The organism is Streptomyces scopuliridis RB72 (genome assembly GCF_000718095.1).
In the GTDB taxonomy this organism is placed as follows: domain Bacteria; phylum Actinomycetota; class Actinomycetes; order Streptomycetales; family Streptomycetaceae; genus Streptomyces; species Streptomyces scopuliridis.
Window position 1 is genome coordinate 1 of sequence record NZ_JOEI01000020.1, and the last position, 21,675, is coordinate 21,675.

At 70.4% G+C, this 21,675-nt stretch carries 15 protein-coding genes; 8 read left to right on the top strand and 7 right to left on the bottom strand.

What is annotated here, in order from left to right; all coding sequences use genetic code 11:
• Positions 1-4,521: thioester reductase domain-containing protein (locus IF11_RS0125380; RefSeq protein ID WP_037728545.1), on the top strand; the 4,521-nt coding region annotated here is incomplete at its 5' end.
• Between the two features lie 66 nt (positions 4,522-4,587).
• Here IF11_RS0125380 and IF11_RS0125385 read toward each other — a convergent pair.
• Entirely contained in the window at positions 4,588-5,199 is a 612-nt protein-coding gene (locus tag IF11_RS0125385) for a TetR/AcrR family transcriptional regulator (protein WP_037728529.1), read from the bottom strand.
• A 166-nt stretch (positions 5,200-5,365) separates the two neighbouring features.
• On the opposite strand from IF11_RS0125385, the gene IF11_RS0125390 reads away from it, so the two are divergent.
• A complete protein-coding gene (locus IF11_RS0125390; RefSeq protein WP_206300583.1) occupies positions 5,366-6,238 on the top strand; it encodes an NAD(P)-dependent oxidoreductase in 873 nt (290 codons plus the stop codon).
• Positions 6,239-6,394: 156 nt separating this feature from the next.
• Here IF11_RS0125390 and IF11_RS0125395 read toward each other — a convergent pair whose 3' ends face one another.
• From IF11_RS0125395 to IF11_RS0125405, 3 genes are all read right to left on the bottom strand, one after another.
• A complete protein-coding gene (locus IF11_RS0125395) occupies positions 6,395-7,819 on the bottom strand; it encodes a flavin monoamine oxidase family protein (protein WP_030354048.1) in 1,425 nt (474 codons plus the stop codon).
• Positions 7,820-8,578: 759 nt separating this feature from the next.
• The gene (locus IF11_RS0125400; RefSeq protein ID WP_030354049.1) at positions 8,579-9,754 is read right to left on the bottom strand and encodes an acyl-CoA dehydrogenase family protein; all 1,176 of its coding nucleotides are present in this window, start codon (positions 9,752-9,754) and stop codon (positions 8,579-8,581) included.
• Positions 9,755-10,016: 262 nt separating this feature from the next.
• Positions 10,017-10,718: a hypothetical protein gene (locus IF11_RS0125405; protein WP_133243190.1), complete on the bottom strand. Its 702-nt coding sequence runs from the start codon at positions 10,716-10,718 to the stop codon at positions 10,017-10,019.
• Positions 10,719-10,943: 225 nt separating this feature from the next.
• Here IF11_RS0125405 and IF11_RS0125410 point away from each other — a divergent pair, with 225 nt between their 5' ends.
• The gene (locus IF11_RS0125410; RefSeq protein ID WP_030354051.1) at positions 10,944-12,209 is read left to right on the top strand and encodes a glycosyltransferase family 4 protein; all 1,266 of its coding nucleotides are present in this window, start codon (positions 10,944-10,946) and stop codon (positions 12,207-12,209) included.
• Complete coding sequence (locus tag IF11_RS0125415) at positions 12,206-13,096, top strand: hypothetical protein (RefSeq protein ID WP_030354052.1); 891 nt, start codon at positions 12,206-12,208, stop codon at positions 13,094-13,096. Before IF11_RS0125410 ends, IF11_RS0125415 begins: the two co-directional genes overlap by 4 nt.
• A gap of 177 nt (positions 13,097-13,273) precedes the next feature.
• Here IF11_RS0125415 and IF11_RS0125420 read toward each other — a convergent pair whose 3' ends face one another.
• Entirely contained in the window at positions 13,274-13,945 is a 672-nt protein-coding gene (locus IF11_RS0125420) for a response regulator (RefSeq protein ID WP_030354053.1), read from the bottom strand.
• On the bottom strand, positions 13,942-15,117 hold the full coding sequence (locus IF11_RS0125425) for a sensor histidine kinase (protein WP_051746205.1): 1,176 nt from the start codon (positions 15,115-15,117) through the stop codon (positions 13,942-13,944). The genes IF11_RS0125420 and IF11_RS0125425 overlap by 4 nt, the downstream gene beginning before the upstream one ends.
• A gap of 208 nt (positions 15,118-15,325) precedes the next feature.
• Between IF11_RS0125425 and IF11_RS0125430 the strand changes: the two genes are divergently transcribed.
• Positions 15,326-16,246, top strand: coding sequence for an ATP-binding cassette domain-containing protein (locus IF11_RS0125430; RefSeq protein ID WP_030354055.1), 921 nt, complete (start codon positions 15,326-15,328; stop codon positions 16,244-16,246).
• Positions 16,243-17,097: an ABC transporter permease gene (locus IF11_RS0125435; protein ID WP_030354056.1), complete on the top strand. Its 855-nt coding sequence runs from the start codon at positions 16,243-16,245 to the stop codon at positions 17,095-17,097. The genes IF11_RS0125430 and IF11_RS0125435 overlap by 4 nt, the downstream gene beginning before the upstream one ends.
• Before the next feature lie 17 nt (positions 17,098-17,114).
• Here IF11_RS0125435 and IF11_RS0125440 read toward each other — a convergent pair whose 3' ends face one another.
• A complete protein-coding gene (locus IF11_RS0125440; protein WP_037728534.1) occupies positions 17,115-18,311 on the bottom strand; it encodes a PucR family transcriptional regulator in 1,197 nt (398 codons plus the stop codon).
• Positions 18,312-18,513: 202 nt separating this feature from the next.
• On the opposite strand from IF11_RS0125440, the gene IF11_RS0125445 reads away from it, so the two are divergent.
• On the top strand, positions 18,514-20,187 hold the full coding sequence (locus tag IF11_RS0125445; protein ID WP_030354058.1) for a thiamine pyrophosphate-dependent enzyme: 1,674 nt from the start codon (positions 18,514-18,516) through the stop codon (positions 20,185-20,187).
• Positions 20,180-21,607 (top strand): aminobutyraldehyde dehydrogenase, encoded by a 1,428-nt coding sequence (locus IF11_RS0125450; protein ID WP_030354059.1) that lies wholly within the window; start codon positions 20,180-20,182, stop codon positions 21,605-21,607. Before IF11_RS0125445 ends, IF11_RS0125450 begins: the two co-directional genes overlap by 8 nt.
• Positions 21,608-21,675 lie beyond the last annotated feature (68 nt).

The window sequence follows — 21,675 nt, forward strand, 5'->3', positions numbered from 1 at the left end:
GGGTTGGTTGTCGCGCGTGCGGGGTTGATGCAGGGGTTGCCGCGTGGTGGGGCGATGGTGGCGGTGGGTGCGGCGGAGTCGGTGGTGGCCGCGCAACTGACGGGGCGTGAGGGTGAGGTGAGTATTGCCGCGGTGAATGGTCCGGAGTCGGTGGTGATTTCGGGTGATGAGTCGGCGGTAGTAGAGGTTGCCGGGCACTTCGAGGGGCTGGGGCGCAGGACCAGTCGGCTGAAGGTTTCCCATGCGTTCCACTCGCCTCATATGGACGCCATGCTGGAGGAGTTCCGCACAGCGGCGAAGCGTGTGTCCTACGGCGAGCCAGGCATCCCCGTGGTGTCGACGCTGACCGGTCGCCTCGCCTCCGGCGACGATCTGCGGACCGCCGACTACTGGGTGGAGCAGGTACGGCACGCCGTCCGCTTCGCCGAGGCCGTCACCACCCTCCACGAGCAGGGAGCGACGACCTTTGTCGAGATCGGACCCGACCGCGTTCTCGCCGCGCTCGCCCAGGGCATCCTCACGGAACTGCCGGGAGCGGCGCCCACCGTGCTGGCCCTCCTCGGCCGCGACCAGCCCGAAGCCCACACCCTCGTCGCAGGGCTCGGAGCACTGCACCGGACAGGGGCGCGCCCCGACTGGCCCGCGTTCTACGCCCCCACCGGGGCCCGCCGCGTGGAGCTGCCCACCTATGCCTTCCAGCACCGGCGCTACTGGGTCGATGCCGCGGAGACCACCACGGACGCCACCGGGCTGGGACTTGAGCCCGCCGAGCACCCGCTGCTCGGCGCCGCCCTGCTCCTGGATGAACGCGATGAGGCGGTGTTCACCAGCCGGCTCTCGGCTCGCACCCACCCCTGGCTGACCGAGCACACGGTGGGAGGCACGGCCGTACTGCCGGTCGCCGCCGTCGTGGAACTGGGCATACGAGCGGGTGACGAGGTCGGCTGCACCGTCCTGGACGACCTCACGGTCGAGACGCCCTTGGTACTGCCCGCCGACGGCGGTGTCCAGCTGCGCGTGACGGTCGGCGCCCCCGACGCGTCCGGACACCGGGAATTCGCTTGCCACGCCCGGCCCGACGGCACCGGAGCCTCCTGGGTCCGGCACGCCCACGGCCGGCTCGGCGGCGGCCCGCTGACCACGCCGCGGACCGCCGACGCGGGGGCGTCCTGGCCGCCGGCCGGCGCGGAGCCGCTCCGGGCCCCCGACGTCCTCGGGCGTCTCGCGGAGGCCGGAACCGCGTACGGCCCCGCGTTCCAGGGCCTCGCCGGACTGTGGCGACACGAAGACGACCTGTTCGCCGAGATTCAGCTCCCCGACACCATGGCCGAGCGGGCCCCCGAGTACGGGCTCCACCCCGCGCTGCTGGAGGCCGCGCTCCAGCCCCTGCTGCTCACCGGGCCCACGCCGGCCGCGGGAACCGCCGTCCATTGGCGGGGAGTCCGCCTCCACGCCACCGGGGCCACCGTCCTGCGCGCGAGGCTCTCCCCGGCGGACGGGCCCCTCGCGGACAGTGGCACCTTCAATCTGCGGATCACGGACCCGACCGGACAACTCGTCGCCGAGGCCGACGCCGTGACCGTACGGCCGCTCGACACCACTGGTCTCGCTCCCGCGAAGAACCGCGCCGAGGACGCGCTCTTCCGCGTCGACTGGACGCCGTACCCCCTGCCGGAGGTCGCCACGCCCGTACGGTGGGCCACGCTCGACGCGAGCCCGTCGGATCCGTCAGCCGCTTCGAGCGTGGCCGATCTCGCCGCGGCCGTCGCCTCCGGTGCGGCCCTCGACGCCGTACACGTCCGGCTGACCTCGGACAGCGGATTCGCCGACACCACCGTCTCGGTCCGTACGACCACCGGCCGGGCGTTGGCGCTGATCCGGGAGTGGCTGGCCGAGGAGCGACTCGCGGACGTGCCGCTGATGGTCCTGACCTCCGGCGCCGTGGCCGTGGCCGAGGGGGACGATGTCACCGATCTGGGCGGCGCGGCCGCCTGGGGGCTGCTGCGTTCCGCGCAGTCCGAGGCGCCCGGCCGGATCGTCCTCGTAGACCTGCCGGCCGACAACCCGCCCGCCGACGGGGCCACGGCCCTGGGCCCCGCCGCGGAGGCCCTGCTGTCCGGCCTGCTGGCCGCCGGAGAGGAACAGGCCGCCGTGCGGGAGGGCAGGGTGTTCCTGCCCCGGCTGGCCAGGATCCGGCACGACGCCACCGGCGCGGAACCGGTCTGGGGCTCCGACGGTACGGTGCTGATCACCGGTGGAACCGGCTCGCTCGGCGGGCTGTTCGCCCGGCACCTCGTCGCCGAGCACGGAGTACGCCATGTGGTCCTGGTGAGCCGCCGAGGCGAACAGGCCCCAGGAGCCGCCGAGTTGGTCCACGAGCTCACGGAACGCGGCGCGGAGGTCACGGTCGAGGCGTGCGACGTCTCCGACCGGACGGCGCTCGCCGCGCTGCTGTCGCGGATTCCGCGTGAGCATCCGCTGACCGGCGTCGTCCACACCGCCGGAGTCCTGGACGACGGACTCGTCGCCGGGCAGAACGCGGAGCGGCTCGACGGGGTGCTGACCCCGAAGGCCGACGCGGCCTGGCATCTGCACGAGCTGACCCGGGAACTGGACCTGACCGCCTTCGTGCTGTTCTCGTCCGTCGCCGCCGTGATCGGTGGCCCCGGCCAGTCGACCTACGCGGCGGCCAACAGCTTCCTCGACGGCCTCGCCCAGCACCGCGCCGCCCACGGTCTGCCCGCCGCCTCCCTCGCCTGGGGGCTGTGGGAACAGACCTCCGGACTCACCGGGGGACTGACCGAGACCGATCTCCGGCGCATCGCGCGCAGCGGCTTCCGCCCGGTCACGAGCGCCCGGGGGCCCGCGCTGCTCGACCTCGCGCTGCGGCTCCGCCACCCGTACACCGTCGCCACGCCGATGGACCTGACGGTGATCCGTCGCGGGCCCCAGGTGCCCACCGTCCTGCGCTCCCTCGTGCGTACACCGGTACGACGGGTCGCGCGTGCCGTGGCCGACGGAGGAGCCGCGCTCGCCGACCGGCTGGCCGGCCTGGCAGAGGCGGAGCAGCGCGCCGTGGTGCTCGGTGTCATGCTCGACGCGATGGCCGGGGTCCTCGGGCACAGCGACGCGCGGGGAATCGACCCCGAACGGCCCTTCTCCCAGCTCGGTTTCGACTCGCTCATGTCGGTGGAACTCCGCAACCGGCTCGCCGCCGTGACCGGTCTGCGGCTTCCCGCGACCCTGGTCTTCGACCACCCGGAGCCGGCCACCCTCGCGGCTCGGCTCCGCACGGAGATCCTCGGCGAGGGGGACGGATCCGGCACCGAAGGACCGGGCGGGGCCCCCGACACCGTCGACTACGCGGCGGACATCCGCCTCGCCGACGACATCAGGCCCGTGCCCGGCGCTGTCAGCGCCACCGGAGAACCGCGGGAGATCCTGCTGACGGGAGCGAGCGGCTTCCTCGGCGCCTTCCTGCTCCGCGATCTGATGCGTACCACAGGGGCGCGTATCCACTGTCTCGTACGGGGAGCGGACGAGGCGGCGGCGTACGAGCGGCTGCGCGCGGGCCTGGAGTGGTACCGGGTCTGGGACGACATCGACCCGGAACGGCTCTCGGTCCTGGTGGGCGATCTCGCCGAGGAAGGCCTCGGCCTCGCACCGGACGTCTTCGACGGACTGGCCCGTACGGCCGACGTCGTCTACCACGCGGGGGCGACGGTCCACTGGCTGCATCCGTACGCGGCGCTGCGGGCGGCCAACGTCCGGGGCACCGAGGAGATCCTGCGGCTGGCGGCACGTCACCGTACGGTTCCCGTCCACTACGTCTCCACGGTCGGTGTCTTCGACGGACCCGTCACCGAGGGCGTACCGCTCAAGGTGACCGACCCCACCGGCCCGGCCGAAGCGCTGCCCAGCGGCTACTTGCAGAGCAAGTGGGTTGCCGAGCAGATCGTCGGACTGGCCCGCGACCGAGGCATCCCGGTCTCCGTGTACCGCGTCGACGTGATCTCCGGCGACCAGCGCAACGGCGCCTGCCAGACCCGCGACTTCGTCTGGCTCAGTCTCAAGGGACTGCTCCAGGCGGAGGCCGTCCCCTCCGGGGCGGGCGGCCGCTTCCATCTGCTGCCCGTCGACTATGTCAGCGCGGCGATCGTCGCCATCGCCTCCCGTCCCGGGACGGGAGGGGGGACGTTCCATCTCTTCAACCAGAGCTCGCTGAGCCTCTCCGACTGCGTGTCCCAGTTGCGCGGGCTCGGATACCGGCTGCGTGAGACCGCGTGGCCGGAGTGGAGCGAGGCGGTGCGGGGCGACCGGAACAACGCGCTGCTGCCGCTCCTGCACGCCTTCGAGATGATGACCTCGGACACGGACGGCTTCTATCCGCCCATCGACACCACCGAGACGGAAGAGGCCCTGGACGGCACGGGTATCGTCTGCCCGCCGCTGACCGAGGAACTGTTCGCCACGTACGTCGAGTTCTTCGTCCGGCAAGGACACTTCCCCGCCGCAGGCTGACCCCGGCCGGCACATTGAGGGCCCCTCGTCTCCGGCGCGCCCGGAGACGAGGGGCCCTGGGCGGTGCTACGACCAGGAGCGGACCAGCCGCGCCAGGTGCCGGCCCGCGGTCAGCAGGGGCTGTTCACTCCGGAAGACCTGGGAGGTCACCTCGGCCCCTTCCAGGGCACCCAGCACGGTGCACGCCAGTTCCTCCGCGTCCTCGTCGGCGAATCCGCACTCGCGGAACTTGGCGGCCAGCACCTCCTGCCAGTTCCGCAGCGCCGCGTGACAGGCCTCCTGGATACGTGGCGCGCGTCCGAGCGTCTCCAGGGCGGTGGAGGTCACCGGACAGCCGTCGGTCCACTCCGACTCGCGCAGGGCGCTCGCGAGCCGGCGGGCGCAGTTCTCCACCGCGACGGCCGGGTCGTCCGCGCTGTCCAGCCCGGCCCGCAGTGTGTCGGCGAACTCCTGGTCGCCGTGGTGGATCGCGGCGACGGCCAGCTCCTCCTTGCCCCCGGGGAAGAAGTGGTAGACGGATCCGAGCGTGGCCCCGGCTTCCCGGGCGATCAGCTTGATGCCGGTCCCCTCGTAACCCTGCTGCTGGAGCAGCCGGGACGCGGCACGTACCACCCGCTCGCGCGTGCCGACAGCGACGTCCGTGTCTCTGGCACTCACACCCTGTGGCTTGGTCTGCATTTCTTCAATCTACTGGATAGAGCGATCGTTCTGGAGTCCTGCTACATTGTTCTGGATAGATCGCTCGTTCTAGTGGCGAGCGGGCCGCTCCGCCGTCGCTCCGTCCACCCCCATGCCTGAGCGGCGGCGGACGGCCCAACCCGTGAAGAGTCAAGGAGAGCTCCAGATGAGCAAGCAGTCGGTAACGGTCATCGGTCTGGGTCCGATGGGCCAGGCGATGGTGAACACCTTCCTGGAGAACGGTCACGAGGTGACCGTATGGAACCGGACCGCCAGCAAGGCCGAGGCGCTCGTGGCCAAGGGCGCCACGCTGGCTCCCACCGTCGAGGACGCGCTCGGCGCCAATGAGCTGATCGTGCTCAGCCTGACGGACTACGACGCGGTGAACGCCATTCTCGAACCGGTGGCGGCTTCCCTCTCCGGCAAGGTCATCGCCAACCTCAGCTCGGACACCCCGGACAAGACCCGCGAGGCGGCCAAGTGGGCGACCAAGCACGGTGCGAAGCACCTCACCGGCGGTGTGCAGGTGCCGCCGCCGCTGATCGGCAAGCCCGGGTCCTCCACCTACTACAGCGGTCCGCGTGATGTCTTCGAGGCCCACGAGGAGACCCTGAAGGTCCTCACCGACGCGGACTACCGGGGCGAGGACGCGGGTCTCGCGGCCATGTACTACCAGGCCCAGATGACCATCTTCTGGACCACGATGCTCAGCTACTACCAGATGCTCGCGCTGGGCAAGGCCAACGGTGTCTCGGCGAAGGAACTGCTGCCGTACGCCACGATGATGACGTCGATGATGCCCCACTTCCTGGAGCTGTACGCCCAGCACGTGGACTCCGCGACGTACCCCGGCGACGTGGACCGGCTGGCGATGGGCGCGGCCAGCATCGACCACGTTCTGCACACCCACAAGGACGCGGGAGTCAGCACCGTGCTGCCGGCCGCGGTCGCCGAGATCTTCCACGCCGGGATGGACAAGGGCTTCGCCGAGAACAGCTTCTCCAGCCTGATCGAGGTGCTCAAGAAGCCTTCGGCCTGAGCCGTCGCGTACCGGACCGAGGACATGTCCTCGGTCCGGTACGGTCTCCGGAAAGGCGGGACGTCCCCCGGAGGCCCCGCCCCCGTGCCCGGGGTTCAGTTCCTCACGCGTCCCTCGTTCCCCGGCCGGTCGCCGGTGCGGCCCGGCGTCGCTCCGTCAGGCCAGCGCCGCCGCCTGTCCGGCCGCCCGGAAGCCGGACTCGATCGCGCCCTCGATGAACGCGCCGTGCCAGCCCTTCGCGATGTCCGAGCCCGCGAACACGATGCGGCCGTGCGGCTGCTCGATATGAGGAAAGAGCTGAAGCAGCTGATTGGGCCTGCGCAGACCCCAACCACCCCCGGTGTACGGGTCCTTGGCCCACTCCATCGCCTGATAGCGGAGGACGTTGGCGCCGGGCAGGAACTGCTGGACGGCCGCTCGCACGTCCGCCGCGTTGGCGACGTTGAGCGACGGGCCGGTGAAGGCGATGAACAGCCTTCCGTCGGACAGCTGTTGCTGCGGCACCATGAGAAGGATCGGGGAGCCCTCGCCCGCCTGCGCGGCTGTCGCCGGGACGTTGCCCTGCACATGGACCCACATCTTGGTGGCGTGCGGTACGCCGATGCCCTGGGTGGTGGCCTGGGTGTGCGCGGCCGGCAGCCCCGGGCTGAAGGTGATGTTCTTCCACACATTGGCAGGGGTGGCCACGACGACCACCCGCGAGACGAACGTGGCGCCGGCGGCGGTCTCCACCGTCACCAGCCCGTTGGCCTCCGTCACCTTCTTGACGGGAGAGTTGAGACGTATGTCGGCGTTGGACTCGTTGAACATGGCCTGGAGCGCAGCGGTCATGCCGCCGGTCGGCCGGAGGCTCATGGTCGTCGAGTAGGTGCCGTACGAGCCGCCGGAGAGCTGGATCCACTGCGCCATACCGGTCAGCGCCCCGCGGGTGCTGGGCCCGCCGGAGTACACGGAGGTCTCACTGTTGAGCCACTTCAGCTCGGTCGGCGAGAGCTGGAGCTGTCCGAGACGGTCGGCCAGCGAGAGCGGGTCGACGGACGCCAGCAGGTCCGAGCGGTACAGCGGGTCATGGGGCCGCTCGAAGTAGTTCTCCGATCCCGCGTAGAACTCCCCGAACAACTGGCCGATCGAGTTGTACGCGTCCGCCGGGGAGTGGCTCTGGAACCCCTGGTCTCCGGGGAGGATGACCTGCTCGGCGGCGACGTCCTCGAATGTGGTGAGGCTGTAGCGGTTGAGCTCCTTGTGGATCAGCGTCTGCTGAGGTCCGAGCCAGCTCCCGCCGACCTCGACCTGCGCGCCGGCGAAGGTGCTGGTCCAGATCCGGCCGCCGATCCGGTTGCGTGCTTCGAGCACGAGCGGCTTCAGCCCCTTGAGGGCGAGTTCTCTCGCCACGGTGCCACCCGCGTACCCGGCGCCGATGATGATGGCGTCCACCGTCGCGGCGTCCTTGGCCCGCGCCACACCCGCGGTGGACGGGATGAGTGCGGTGGTCAATGCGGCCGCGCCGGCCGTCTTGAGGAGATCGCGGCGGCCGAATCGGCGGTCGGCCGGGTGGCTGGATCGAGTGCCAGGGAAAGACATGGAAGTGCTCCACTGATGTTGATGGTCGGGTGTTCGCCCTGGGGCGGAAGAAGGCACACCGAATCAGCCGGGCGCGGCATCGGCTGACGCCTTGAATGCCACGGCCGGGCGATTCCGTGTGCGCTGCAGAGAGACACCGGAGAAACGCGGCGGGAACTCGTCGTCCGAGAACTCGACGTCACGGTGTCCTGTGGCCTGGGTGCCGACGCTCTGCGTGCATGCGCGGGTGCCGAATGAGTTGCGCGCTCTCATTCCCTGTGGGGAGCGGAGCGAAAGACGGTGAAGGCGACTGTCATGTCGTCGAGTTGGAGGCCGCACTGCCTCCGGACGGAGCCGCCGGACGAAGAGTGTGCATCATCTGTGCTTCCGAGGTTTTCCCGGATCTGTCTGGTCATGGTTTCTCCCCCCGTGCACGGCTCGGCTCAAAACATCCTTGTTCTCTGCGCCGATGCCTTGTTCATGACTGTAAAGGGCCCCTGGTCACCGACCGGACTATGACCGCCCATTGCGCGGTAATAATCCGCACATTCGGGTTTCGCATCAATACTCTCTGGGAAAGAGGGGGCACTCTCCGGAATCGGGGGCGGCGATATCATTTCCTGTGCGCCCGAAATGCCCGACGGCAGCACGAATGCCCCCGGTCGACGGACCGGGGGCATTCGTGGATCGGGGCGGGCGGTGAGGGAGCCGGGCGGAAACGGCGGCGGGAACGCCGGCGGAAACCGTACGGGGCGGAGACCGGAGAGGGCGTTCCGGAGCTCAGATGTACTCGGTGCCGGGCTCCAGCCCGAGGAGTACGCGGCCGTGGGCCTCCAGCGAGCTGACGGGGGTCAGCAGGCCGTGCAACGAAAGGGCCGTGACGTCCCGGTAGACCCTCTGGAACGCGTTGCCGCGCGAGATCGTCGAGGCCGAGCTGATCGCGAAGAGGACCTCGACCGCTTCTCTGGCCGTCTGTACGACATGGCCGACCTGGCCGCGGACGGCGGCCTTCGCCTCCACGGTCATCTTCTCGCCGGCGTCCTCCCGGGTCTGGATGCTCTCCAGCCAGACCCGCTGCAACGCCTCGCACGAGGCGATCTTGTTGGCCGCTGTCGCCACCTGGACCTGGGTGTACGGGTGTTGGCTCTGCTCGGTCCACTCCGTATAGGTGATGCCCTTGCCGGGAAGCCGTTCGAGGAAGAGGTCGAGCGCGGCCTTCGCCAGCCCGATGTACACCGGCGCGCAGGTGGCCAGGATGTAACTTATGAGGTTGTAGTTACGGCCGTTCACGTCCGCGTTCCATCGCTCGCGAGTGGACGCGTCGTACACGGCGGCGTCGACCACCCGGTGCGCCGGCACGAATACGTCCTTCACGGTGGACGTCACGCTTCCCGTCCCCGCCGCGCCGTAGGTGTCCCAGTCATCGGCGACCGAGATGTCCGAGATCGGCACGATGGCGAAGAGTTCCTCGTGTTCTCCGTCCGGCGTCTCCGCGATGGCCGCGCATATGTTCCATTCGGCTCCGCGGACACCGGTGTTGAAACGCCAGGTCCCATTCAGGGTGTATCCGCCGTCGGTCTCCTTCAGTGTTCCCGACGGGGTGAAACCGCCCGAGATCCGTACCGATCCGTTCGCGAAAATCTCCTCCTGCGCCTTGTCCGGATAGAGGCTCGCGATCCACGTGCTCGACATCCAGACCGACGCGACCCATCCGGTGGAACCGCAACTGCGCGCGATCTCCGTGAGGATCTCGGCCTGGTCCGCCACCGGAAGATCGAGCCCGCCGAAACGCTCCGGAACCGCGACGCCGAAGACGCCTGCTTCCTTGAGCAGTTCGATACTCTCTTCCGGTATCCAGCGGCGGGACTCGGCGACCGTGCTGTTCTCGCGGAGTTGGGGGGATATTTTTCTGACGCCTTCCAGCACCGCTGCGAGGTTCTCCTGAGACGTGGTCATACTGCCTCCTCCAATCATCGTGATGCGCGGATTGAGGTCAGCGATCTCTCGACAGCTGCCGGGGGTCACACTACCGGCGGGATCGATAGGTGTTTCTACGCTCCGGTCATTCCTCGGTAATTGAACCTTCTGGGCTTTTGGGATGTCTTTCATTACCGTGTGATGGATGCTCAGTTGAATTGCGCGCGGAGATTTCGCGCTCATTGGCCGAAGGTGCTGATTCGTATCAATGTCCCCAGGGTGAAGAAAGCGTGCCCGCATTTCATGGCAGCTTGACCGTCACGCAGGCGGGGGCAGTCGGGGAACGTGTCGTGCACTGACTTTTTCCCCTGTCCCCGCTGTTGGAGACGTTGATCGTGAGATGCGTTTCGTTCTTCTTCAGCGTGAGCGGAATGGTGACTGTCTGGTCTATCTGCCCCATGTCGTCCGGCCTGAGCGAGCCTGAATAGAGTTCCGTGGTCGCCACGTCGCCATGACTCCGGTACAGCGACCGCGCGAACGCCGCCACGTGATCGTTGCGGTCCACGCCGACCGCGTGGACGGTGAACGTCAAGGAGACATGGGGCCGTTGGCCCTTGAGGCTCACGCTCGTCACGGTGGGTCTGCCGTTCCCGCCGGCGGCGAGGGCGGCGACGATCAAGGAGGCCACGAGAGCGGCGACATACGCCGTGCTGCCGAAGATCAGGAGCGGTCTCTGCCTGGCGAAGTACGCGTAGAAGCTCAAGGCCACGGCGGTGATGGCCAGCACGGGCGCGAGCAGGGTCAACCAGGTGTGATTGTTCAGCGCGACGAAGAGCCTGTCGCTGTCCATGCCCAGGACAGTGAGCAGGCCCGCCAGAGCGATGAGCGAGCCCCAGAGGGTGTTCGACACCTCGCCCAGCGGGTTCTCGGCCTCTGCTGCCGCCGGCTGAGGCGACTGGTCGGCGGATCGACTGTTGTCCGGTGCTGCTGGGAGGTCCCCCATCGCGTCTCCGTAACTAGCAGGCAAGTCCACCCATCCTGGCCCCGGACGTGACGGAGCGACAAGATGCCAGGTCACGGAGAAACAGCCAGGCGAGGGCAGCCTCTGACGAGGTGTCACCGGCGTCGGGCGAACACGCACCCGATCGCCGGACACGGAACCGACGCGGTTGCCTCAAGACCGTGTAACGAGTGGAACGCCAAGGTGAACAACGTGGTCTGTACCTGCATGAAGATTTCTTTACTCATTCACAACGCCTATGGGATAGGGGGGACCATCACCACGACGTACAACCTGGCCGGTGCACTGGCCGAGCGGCATGAGGTGGAAATCGTCTCCGTGCTCCGGCACCGGGAGAGCCCGGCCCTGACACCGGACCCACGCATACGGCTGCGCCCGCTCGTGGACCTGCGGCAGGAGAAGGAGCACCCGCTGCATCTGCGCCCGGCGAAGGTGTTCCCCTTGTACGAGTACCGCCACGGCCAGTACAGCGAGCTCACCGACCAGCGGATCGGGGAGTTCCTGGCGGCGACGGACGCCGATGTCGTCGTGGGCACGCGGCCGGGCCTCAATGTGCACATCGCCCTCCAGGCTCCGGCCCGGACCGTACGGGTGGGGCAGGAACACCTCACCCTGGACAACCATCCGCCGAGACTGCGCCGCGTACTGCGCCGGGTCTATCCGCGCCTGGACGCCCTGACCACCGTCACCCACGCCGACGCCGCCGCGTACCGCAGGAAGATGCGGCTGCCGGGTGTACGCGTGGAAGCGCTGCCCAACAGCGTCCCCGACCCGTCGCTCCCGCCCTCGGACGGCACCGCTCCCGTCGTGGTGGCCGCGGGCCGGCTGGTCCCGGTGAAGCGGTACGACCTGCTCATCGAGGCGTTCGCGGCAGTGGTGGCCGAGCGTCCCGACTGGCAGTTGCGCGTGTACGGCAAGGGTGAGGAACACGACCGGCTGAGACGGCTCATCGAGGAACTCGGCCTGTACGACAACGTTTTCCTCATGGGCGCCGCGACCCCGATGGAGGCCGAGTGGGCCAAGGGCTCGATCGCCGCCGCGACATCGAACTTCGAGCCCTTCGGCATGACGATCGTCGAGGCGATGCGCAGCGGTCTCCCCGTCGTCAGCACCGACTGCCCGCACGGCCCGGCCGAGATCATCGAGGACGGAGCGGACGGCAGGCTGGTGCCCGTCGGCGACCGCGAGGCCCTCTCGGCCGCCCTGCTCGACCTCGTACGCGACGACGAGACACGCCGCCGGATGGGCCGCACGGCGCTGAAGAACTCCGCGCGGTACGCCCCTGGGCCGGTCGTGGCACAGGCCGAGGAACTGTTCGGCGCGCTGGCGTCGGCGAAGGCGGCCGGCCGTCCGGCCGCCGCGCGCACCACCGGCATCGACCGCGCTCTGGTGACCGGCGGCTACGCGGCCCGCGACGCCGCCTACTCGGCGGCCAGCACCATCCTCAAGACCGTACGGAAGGCGAGGCGATGAGCCCGGACCGCGACGCAAGCGTCCGCGACGGAAACCCGCGCGAGGAAGGGCCACTCGCCGAGAGACCGCGCCCTCGCGCCGACTGCACGGTGGACGGGGAGAACCGGCTCACCATACGGCTCACCGCCCCGGCCACGCCGACGGCCCAGGCCCCGGCCTCCCGGCCCCAGCTGCTCCTGCGCCTGCGCCCGCCGAAGGGACAGCCCGAACAGGTCAGGCGCGTGTTCGACCTGGAACCGGCGCCCGGCCAGGACCGCTGGCAGGCGACCATCGAGCCGTCGCCCGCCTTCACGGAGGGCCGGTGGGACGCCTACGTCCTCCCCGCGCCCGGCGAGCCGCGCCGACGGCTCCTCCCCGGCGTCCGTGACCTGCGAGCCCTGGTGACGGGCCGCGCTCCCGACAGGACTTCCTCACCCCTGGCGGTCCGGATCCCGTACGCCACTCTGGACGGCTACTTCGCCGTACGCGCCTGGCTGCGCCCCAGACACGCGGAAGCGGACCGTATCCATGTCGCCGACGGCGCGATGACGGTACGGGGCAGGCTCTTCGGCGCCGAACTGGACACCGGAGCGGCGGCACTGCTGCGCCGCCGGGGAACGGGCGGCACCGTACGGGAGGTGGAGCTGACCGCCCGGGGCGATCACGTCTTCTCCTTCACCGCCGGCTACCGGGACCTGCTGAGTACACCGGGCGCGGGCCCGGGGGTGTGGGACGTGTTCGTACGCCCGTCCGCGGACGCCCCACGGATCCGGCTGGCCCGGCTCCTGGACGACCTCGCGGACCGCAAGAAGGTCTTCGTGTACCCGGCCACGGCGCTCGACGGCCTGAATGTGCGCCCGTACTACACGGTCGACAACGACTTGTCGGTGGAGATCACGGCAGCCTGAGGGGGTGCGGGGCTTTCGGCCGGCCCGGCGCCGCGGGCCCCCGGGTCCCGGCGCCCCGGGCGGCCCGCCCGGGGCGCCGCTCGGAAGGCCGTTCAGCTGGACTCGTTCGCCACGGCAGAGGACGCGGCGCGGATGTTCCCGGCTCAGATCCCACTGAGCATGTACGAGGACGAGTCCTCAGCGGGGCAGTGTGACGAGCCCCATCTCATAGGCGGTGATCACGAGTTGAACCCGGTCCCGGGCGCCCAGTTTGGTGAGCAGACGTGACACGTGCGACTTGGCGGTGGCCACCGTGATGAAGAGATCCTCCGCGATCTCGGTGTTCGACCGGCCGCGCCCGACCAGGGTCAGGACTTCCCGTTCCCGCTCGGTGATGCCCACGACCGGCCGGGGAGTACGCTCCGGGGCAGCCACGGGGCGCCTGACGAAGTCCGCGATCAGACGGCGCGTCACACCGGGCGCGATCAGTGCGTCGCCGGCGGCGACCACGCGGATCGCCGCGAGGATGTCGTCCAGCGCCATGTCCTTGACCACGAAGCCGCTCGCACCGGCCCGGAGCGCGCCGTAGACGTGGTCGTCCTCGTCGAAGGTGGTCAGGACGAGGACGCGGGTCGTCGCCGGACCGGCCATGATCAGGCGAGTGGCCTCGATCCCGTCCATGCCGGGCATCCGGATATCCATCACCACGACATCGGGACTGACATCCCCGACCAGTCGGACCGCCTCGGCGCCGGTGGCGGCCTCACCGACGACCTCCAGGTCCGGCTGATCCGCCATGATCACGCGCAGACCGGATCGTACCAACGGCTGGTCGTCGGCGAGCAGGACACGAATGGGCCTGCCGGTCATCGGGCCTCCACCGGAACTCCGACGGGTTCGGGTAGCGGCAGCCGCGCCGCTACCCGGAAGCCTCCCTCGGGACGCGGCCCGGCGCTGAGGCGGCCGTGCAGCAGTCCGACCCGCTCCCGCATGCCCACGATGCCGAAGCCGTGGGCCGAGCCGTTCCCGGTGGCGCCGCGCCCGTCGTCGACGACCTCCACGGACAGCTCCTCATCCCCGTAGCCGATGGTCACCCGGCAATGCCCGGTGCCCGCATGGCGGACCACGTTGGTCAGCGCCTCCTGAACGATACGGTAGGCGGACAGGTCGATGTCGGTCGGCAAAGGACGCTGCTCCCCACTGCGCCGCACGTCGACCCGTACCCCCGCGTCGGCCGTCGCCGCCGCCAGCCGTTCGATGTCCGCCAGACCCGGCGAGGGCGCGAGAGGCGCCTGCCCCGAGGCCGTCGCGCCCAGGTCGGCCTGACGAAGCGCCACCAGCGTGCGCCGAAGGCCCGACAGGGTCTCTCTGCTGGTGGCCTCGATGGCTCGCAGTGCCTCGCGGGCCTCCGCGGGCTGCGTCTCGATGACCCGGCTCCCCACTCCGGCCTGGATGGCGATGATGCCGATACTGTGCGCGACCATGTCGTGCAACTCCCGTGCGATCCGCAGCCGTTCGGCGGTCACGGCCTCGGCCACCTCCTGCGAACGCAGCGCCACCGTGTGCTCGCGGCGCTCGCGACTCAGCAGGCCGACCATGCAGGACGCGGCCATCGCCAAGAAGGCGATCACGCCATTGACCGTCACGTTGTCCCCGTGCGCGAAGCCGGCGGTCAGCAGGATCTGCACGGTGAAAGATATCGCCACGGCGACGATCGAGGCCCGCCGCGTGCTGGTGGCGACAATGAAGCCCAGGACGAGGTCCACCGCCAGATACGGCAGGAACTGGCCCTGATACGACGCCGACGTACTGGCGGCGACGGGGCCAGGAACGAACACCACCACGGCGGTGGACCCGAAGACCGTCATGGCCAGAGCCATGCGCGGCGCCCGGCGCAGCACACCGACGAGCAGGCTCGCGGCCAGCAGCGCCCCGACACCGTGGACCGTGCCGGAAGCCCGCGGCGCACCCCCCACCAGCAGAACCAGTACGACGAGGTACAGGACACCCCCCACCCGGGCCATGACCTTCGAACCCGTCATCGGCGGTGTGCCTTTTCGAGAGGGAGGCCGCGACGCGAAACGCGCGCGGGCAACGGGGTGTTCGGTGTGGCGTCCATGCCGCGAGACTAACCAGCCGCTGCCCGCCGCGGCATCGGCCCGGGGACGTACGCCCGCGGGCCAACCCGGCCGCGCGATTGCCGCCCTCGGCCCCATGACCGGACGGAGGCCTCGCGGCAGGGTTGGTCCGGTGATCGAAGTCAACGAACTCACCAAACGCTACGGCGACAAGACCGCCGTCGACCGTCTGTCCTTCACCGTCCACCCGGGGCGAGTCACCGGATTCCTCGGACCCAACGGAGCCGGCAAGACCACCACCCTGCGGATGATCCTCGGCCTGGACGCACCCACCGGCGGCGCCACCACCGTCAGCGGCGTCCGCTTCCGCGGCCACCCGCGCGGACTGCGGCACGTCGGCGCCCTCCTCGACGCCAACCAGGTCCACGGCGGACGGAGCGCCGCGGCCCACCTGTCCGCCCTGGCCCGCAGCAACGGCATCCCGCCGCGCCGGGTGGACGAGGTGCTGCGGGAGGTGGGGCTGGCCGACGCGGCGACCCGCCGGATCGGCGGATTCTCGCTCGGCATGAAGCAGCGGCTGGGCATCGCCACCGCCCTGCTCGGCGACCCGCCCGTGCTGATGTTCGACGAGCCGGTCAACGGCATGGACCCCGAGGGCGTGCTCTGGATGCGCCGCCTCTTCCGGCGCCTGGCGGACGAGGGTCGCACGGTCTTCCTCTCCAGCCATCTGATGTCGGAGATGGAGAACACCGCCGACCAGCTCGTCGTCATCGGCCGGGGCCGGCTCATCGCCGCCGAGTCGGTACGGGACTTCGCCGCCCGCAGCACCCGCCTCAGCGTCGTGGTGGGCACACCGCTGGCCGCCGAGCTGGCAGCGGTGCTGACCGCCGCGGGCGCGTCGGTCGAGCCGGAGGGCTCGGCGGGCGCCGAGAAGCTCGCCGTGACCGGGCTGCCGGCGGACCGGATCGGAGCGCTCGCCCTCAAGAACCGGATCCCGTTGAACGAACTGACCACCCGGACCGCCTCACTGGAGGAAGCCTTCATGGAACTCACCGCCGACAGCGTCGAGTACCTGGCGGGAGAGCCCCGATGACCGCATCCACCTCCGTCCCCCCGACCGCCTCGCCCCCGCCGGTGTCCGAGCCGGCCGCCCGCTTCCGCGACCTGCTCGCCTCCGAGTGGATCAAGATGCGGTCGCTGCGCTCCACCCCGTGGACGATCACACTCACCACCCTGTTCGTCATCGGGTCCGCCGCGGTGGCGGCGCTCGCGGACTACAACAAGCTCGCCGGCTCCGGAGCGAGTACGCGGGAGCCCCGCGACTTCCTGCCCTTCGACGCCTATCCGGCGGCCGGCTACCTGACGCTGATGCTGGTCGCCGGCAGCATCGGCGCCGTCACCGTCGTGAGCGAGTACAGCAGCGGCCTGATCCGCACCACCACCGTGGCCGTCCCAGCGCGCGGCTCGGTGGTACTGGCCAAGGCGGCTGTCACCGCCGCGCTCTGGACAGTGGTCGGCACGGCCATCGCCACCGGTTCCTTCCTGGTCTCCCAGGCCATCCTGAACGGGCGGCACGCCGGGGTCCCCATCACCCACCCTGGGGTGCTCCGGGCGCTGGTGGCATCCGCGCTACTGGCCCCGGTCTGCGCACTGATCGGCCTGGGCCTCGGCGTCCTGATCCGGCACAGCGCCACGACCGTGCTCACCGTCGCCTTCACGCTGCTGATGCTGCCCACGATCTTCTCGCGGAGCGAGCGCTGGTCCGCCGACATCAACCACGCGATGCCGGTGACCGCCTGGAGGCGCCTCGTCCAGAACTGGCCGCCGGATCCCGAATCCCTCGCATACACCGCGACGGTCCCCGGCTCCTGGATCGTGTACGTGCTCTGGCCGCTGATCGCGGTCGCACTCGCTGTGGCCGTCGTGCGCCGCCGCGACGTGTGAACGTCTCGTCAGGCGGTTCATGTCCGGGCGGTCCGACGCTGGGCACGCGCTCGCAGAGCGATGGTCACGACGGCCGCGTCCTCGGGGCGTCGTACGTCGCGCCCCGTCAGCCGGGCGAAGCGCTGGAGGCGGTGCTGAACGGTGTTGCGATGGCAGTACAGCGCCGCGGCGGTGTCGGCGATCGAGCCGCTGCCCGAAAGGTGCAGGCTGACCGTCTCAAGGAGGCGGTCCGCCTCGGCAGCCGGCACTGCCTCGCCGAAGAGGCCGCTCAGCACCTCGTCGGCGAGATCTTTGTCCAGCCCCTCGGCGCGGTGAACCAGCACGTCCAGCCAGCTGTCCTGGAGGCGCCGAGGACCGGCGGCGTCAGGGGGCAGGACGCGGGATGTGGCTGTGGCGAGTTCGACGGCGTGCGGCACCGAGGCCAGCCCGGTCACTGCCGTCGCCACCCCGCACGGGGTCCCCTGGAGTCGTCCGATGACGTGGTCCTGCGTGGTGCGCCGGCCGAGCTGCACCGTGAGGACGACGTCGGAGGCCACGGGCTGGAGCTGGAGAGGCACGTCGACGGCTCGCAGCTCCGCCGTGGCTCGGCGCATGCCTGCCCCGTGGTGGGATGCGCTCACCACACTGAGGAACCCGGCTGTCGGGTCGAAGCCCAGCGCCAGTGCGGCGTCGCTCACGACGGTCGGGTTGCGCCCCTCGGTCTCCAGGAGGCGGGAGAACCACATGCGGCGCTCGTCCTCGGTGCGGCGCCCCATCTCCAGGACGGTGCGCTGGTAGGCGGTCATGATGCCGGTGACGTGCCGCTCCACCGCCTCCCATACGTGGTGCGCTGAGCCGACCAGCCGCGCCGCGTGTTCGGCACCGGCCTTGCGGACGAGCGCGGCCCACACCACACGGAAGTCGAGACGCGCCGCCTCCAGAAGCAGGGCGAGCGGGACGCCCTGGCGGGCACGCAGCTCGCCCACACGCTCGGACACGGAGGCGATGTTCTCGGGCACCGGCAACTGGGCGGCTGTGCGCAGCAGCAGCTCGAAAGCCTGCCAGGCCGACGCGCGGAAGTCGTCGTCGGAGACGCGGTCGGCGTAGTCGGCCCGCACCGGCCGCACGCACTCGATCCATACGTCGACCAGGTAGTCGATCTCCTCCAGGCACTGGCGCGCCAGCTCCGCGACCTGTGGATCCGGCGAAGGGAACAGAAGAGGGTCGGAGTGCATATGCACAATCCTCGGGGGTTCTCCGGAGATATTTCAACCTTGGCTCGCCACGGATCCCCCTTGATGCTGGGACTGTCCGGCAGGCTGGCGTCCTCCCTCCTGTCACCGCAGGAGGTGTCGCTGTGCATATGACGTGTTCCCCGATCGTCTTCGGCCGCTCCGCACCACCCGGAAATCATCCCCGCACCCTGAAGGCCATGGCATGCCCCAGCCCCCTCCCGCTCGCCCCGGCGGCCGGATCCTGATCGACCAGCTCCAGGCGCATGGCGTCGACACCGTGTACGGCGTGCCCGGTGAGAGCTACCTCGCCGCTCTCGACGCCCTGCACGACGCTCCCGTACGCATGGTCGTCTGCCGCCACGAGGGCGGCGCCGCCTATATGGCGGAGGCCCACGGAAAGCTCACCGGGCGCCCCGGAGTCTGCTTCACGACCCGGGGCCCCGGTGCCACCAACGCGCTGGTCGCCCTGCACACCGCGTACCAGGACGCCACCCCGCTCATCCTCTTCATCGGCCTGGTGCCCCGGGGCCACACCGATCGCGCCTCGTTCCAGGAACTCGACCTGCGGGGCACTTTCGGGGCCAGCGCGAAGCTCGTCGAGACGATCGACGACGCGGCGCGTATTCCCGAGTACGTGGCCCGGGCCTTCGCCGTCGCGAGCAGCGGCCGGCCGGGGCCCGTCGTGCTGGGTCTGCCAGAGGACATGCTCACCGACACGGTGAGCGTCGCCGACGCCGCGCCGCTGCCGGTTCCGGCCGGCGGAGTCGCACCGGCCGATCTCGGGGCTCTGGAGGCCCTGCTCGTCGCCGCCGAGCGGCCGGTGGTGCTGCTCGGCGGCGGTCGCTGGACCCCCCGGGCCCGGGCCGGCGTCCGGGCCTGGGCCGAGGCATGGTCCCTGCCCGTGGCCGTCGACTTCCGCTGCCAGGACCTGATCGACAACGAGGCCGAGGTGTATGTGGGGCCGCTCGGCTACGGCCGCGACGACGTCCTCGCCGACCGCGTACGCGAGGCCGACCTGCTGCTGTGTGTCGGGACCGCACCCGGCGACGTGGCGACCGACGGCTTCACGCTCCTCCCGTCGGACGGCACCGGCCCCCGACTCGTGCAGGTGCTGCCGGACGCCCAGCCGCCCGGCGTCCTTCACCCGGCCACACTCACCCTGCTCGCCGCCCCGGAAGCCTTCGGAGACGCCGTACGGACGCTGCGCCCCGAGGCGCCCGTGCCCTGGGCGGTACGCACCAAGCGGGACCGGGCCGCGCATCTGGCGTTCCGCACCCCGGTGCCCGACGAGGACCCGCTCGACCTGGCCACCGTCTTCGCCGTCCTCGGCGAACGGCTGCCCGAGAACGCCGTCGTCACCTTCGGCGCGGGCAACCACGCGATCTGGGCTCAGCGATTCCTCACGTACAAGGAGGGCACCCGCCAACTCGCGCCCCGCAACGGCTCGATGGGGTACGGAATCCCCGCCGCCGTCGCCGCGGCGATAGCCGACCCCGGACGCCGCGTGGTCTCCATCGCCGGGGACGGCTGCTTCCTGATGAACGGCCAGGAACTCGCCACGGCCGTCACCGAGGGCGCGGCCCCCGTGATCATCGTCCTGAACAACTCCACGTACGGCACGATCCGGCAGCACCAGGAGCAGACCTACCCGGGCCGGGTCAGCGGAACCGGACTCGGCAATCCGGACTTCGCCGCCCTCGCCCGCGCTTTCGGCGCCCACGGCGAAACCGTCACCCTCACCGAGGAGTTCGGGCCTGCCCTGGAGCGGTCCCTCGCCTGTGGCAAGGCCGCTCTCATCGAGCTGAAGGTGACCGAAGGACGGCTCGCCCCCGGCGTCACCGTCGCATCCCTGCGCAAGGAGAGCAGCCATGTCTGACCTGACCCTCCACAACATCGTCGACGGCCGGGCCGTCGAGGTCGCCGAGCGCATGGAGCTGACCGACCCCTCCACGGGGGAGGTCTATGGCACCGCTCCGCGCTCCTCCGCCGCCGAGGTGGACGCGGCCGTCGCCGCCGCCCGCCGTGCCCTGTCCGCCTGGCGGCGCGGCACTCCTGCCCAGCGGCAGCGGACACTGCTCCGGTTCGCCGACCTCGTCGAGGAACACGCCGACCGTCTGCTCGCGGCGGAGGTCCGCAGTACGGGCAAGCCCTACGAGACCACGCGCACGGCGGAAGTCGGCCGCGGCGCCGATCAGTTGCGCTTCTTCGCGGGCGCGGCCCGGCTTCTTGAGGGTGTTGCCGCAGGCGAGTACGAGGAGGGGTACACCTCCTACGTCCGCCGTGAGCCGGTCGGGGTCGTCGCCCAGGTCACGCCGTGGAACTACCCGTTGATGATGGCAGTGTGGAAGCTGGGTCCCGCGCTCGCGGCCGGCAACACGGTCGTGCTCAAGCCCTCCGACACCACCCCGTGGTCCACCGTGCTGCTCGGTGAGCTCGCCGCCCAGGTCTTCCCGCCCGGCGTGGTCAACATCGTGTGCGGCGACCGTGACACCGGGCGCGCCCTTGTGTCCCACCCGGACGTCGACATGGTGGCGATCACCGGCAGCACGCGCGCCGGCTCCGAGGTGATGGCCGCGGCCTCCCGCGAGGTGAAGAACGTCCATCTGGAGCTGGGCGGCAAGGCCCCGGCGATCGTCTTCGCGGACGTCGACCCGGTCCGTACCGCCCGTGCCCTGGCCGACGCGGCGTTCTTCAACGCGGGCCAGGACTGTACGGCCGTCACGCGCGTCCTCATACAGCGCGAGGCGTACGCGGCGGGGCTCGCCGCGCTCGTCGAGGCGGCCCGGAGCATCACGACAGGATCGCCGGACGAGGACGCCTACTACGGGCCGCTGAACAGCGCGGCTCACGCCGAGCGCGTGGCCGCCGTGATCGACGCGTTGCCTCCGCACGCGGTGGTCGAGACGGGCGGGAAGCGGCTCGACCGGCCCGGCTACTTCTTCCCGCCGACCGTCGTCTCCGGCGTCCGGCAGGACGACGAGGTGGTCCAGGGGGAGATCTTCGGCCCTGTCGTCACCGTGCAGGCGTTCGATACGGAGGAGGAGGCCCTGGCGCTCGCCTCGGGCGTCGACTTCGCCCTGGCCTCCAGTGTGTGGACGGCGGACCTGGGCCGGGCCATGCGGCTGAGCGCCGAGCTCGACTTCGGCTGCGTCTGGCTCAACTGCCACCAGGTGATCCTCGCCGAAATGCCCCATGGCGGCTTCAAGCAGTCCGGCATCGGACGCGACCTGAGCCGTTACGGCTTCGACGACTACACCCGGGTCAAGCACGTCATGGCCGCTCACAACAGGCCCTGACACCCGTGGGTGCAGACGTACAAGGGGCCCGGGAGGAACGTGCGTTCCTTCCGGGCCCCGCGCACACT

Bases quoted from the DNA above. Each gene is read 5' to 3' on its own strand.
- IF11_RS0125385 (WP_037728529.1), bottom strand. From the start codon at position 5,199: ATGCAGACCAAGCCACAGGGTGTGAGTGCCAGAGACACGGACGTCGCT.
- IF11_RS0125390 (WP_206300583.1), top strand. From the start codon at position 5,366: ATGAGCAAGCAGTCGGTAACGGTCATCGGTCTGGGTCCGATGGGCCAG.
- IF11_RS0125395 (WP_030354048.1), bottom strand. From the start codon at position 7,819: ATGTCTTTCCCTGGCACTCGATCCAGCCACCCGGCCGACCGCCGATTC.
- IF11_RS0125400 (WP_030354049.1), bottom strand. From the start codon at position 9,754: ATGACCACGTCTCAGGAGAACCTCGCAGCGGTGCTGGAAGGCGTCAGA.
- IF11_RS0125405 (WP_133243190.1), bottom strand. From the start codon at position 10,718: ATGGGGGACCTCCCAGCAGCACCGGACAACAGTCGATCCGCCGACCAG.
- IF11_RS0125410 (WP_030354051.1), top strand. From the start codon at position 10,944: ATGAAGATTTCTTTACTCATTCACAACGCCTATGGGATAGGGGGGACC.
- IF11_RS0125415 (WP_030354052.1), top strand. From the start codon at position 12,206: ATGAGCCCGGACCGCGACGCAAGCGTCCGCGACGGAAACCCGCGCGAG.
- IF11_RS0125420 (WP_030354053.1), bottom strand. From the start codon at position 13,945: ATGACCGGCAGGCCCATTCGTGTCCTGCTCGCCGACGACCAGCCGTTG.
- IF11_RS0125425 (WP_051746205.1), bottom strand. From the start codon at position 15,117: ATGACGGGTTCGAAGGTCATGGCCCGGGTGGGGGGTGTCCTGTACCTC.
- IF11_RS0125435 (WP_030354056.1), top strand. From the start codon at position 16,243: ATGACCGCATCCACCTCCGTCCCCCCGACCGCCTCGCCCCCGCCGGTG.
- IF11_RS0125440 (WP_037728534.1), bottom strand. From the start codon at position 18,311: ATGCACTCCGACCCTCTTCTGTTCCCTTCGCCGGATCCACAGGTCGCG.
- IF11_RS0125445 (WP_030354058.1), top strand. From the start codon at position 18,514: ATGCCCCAGCCCCCTCCCGCTCGCCCCGGCGGCCGGATCCTGATCGAC.
- IF11_RS0125450 (WP_030354059.1), top strand. From the start codon at position 20,180: ATGTCTGACCTGACCCTCCACAACATCGTCGACGGCCGGGCCGTCGAG.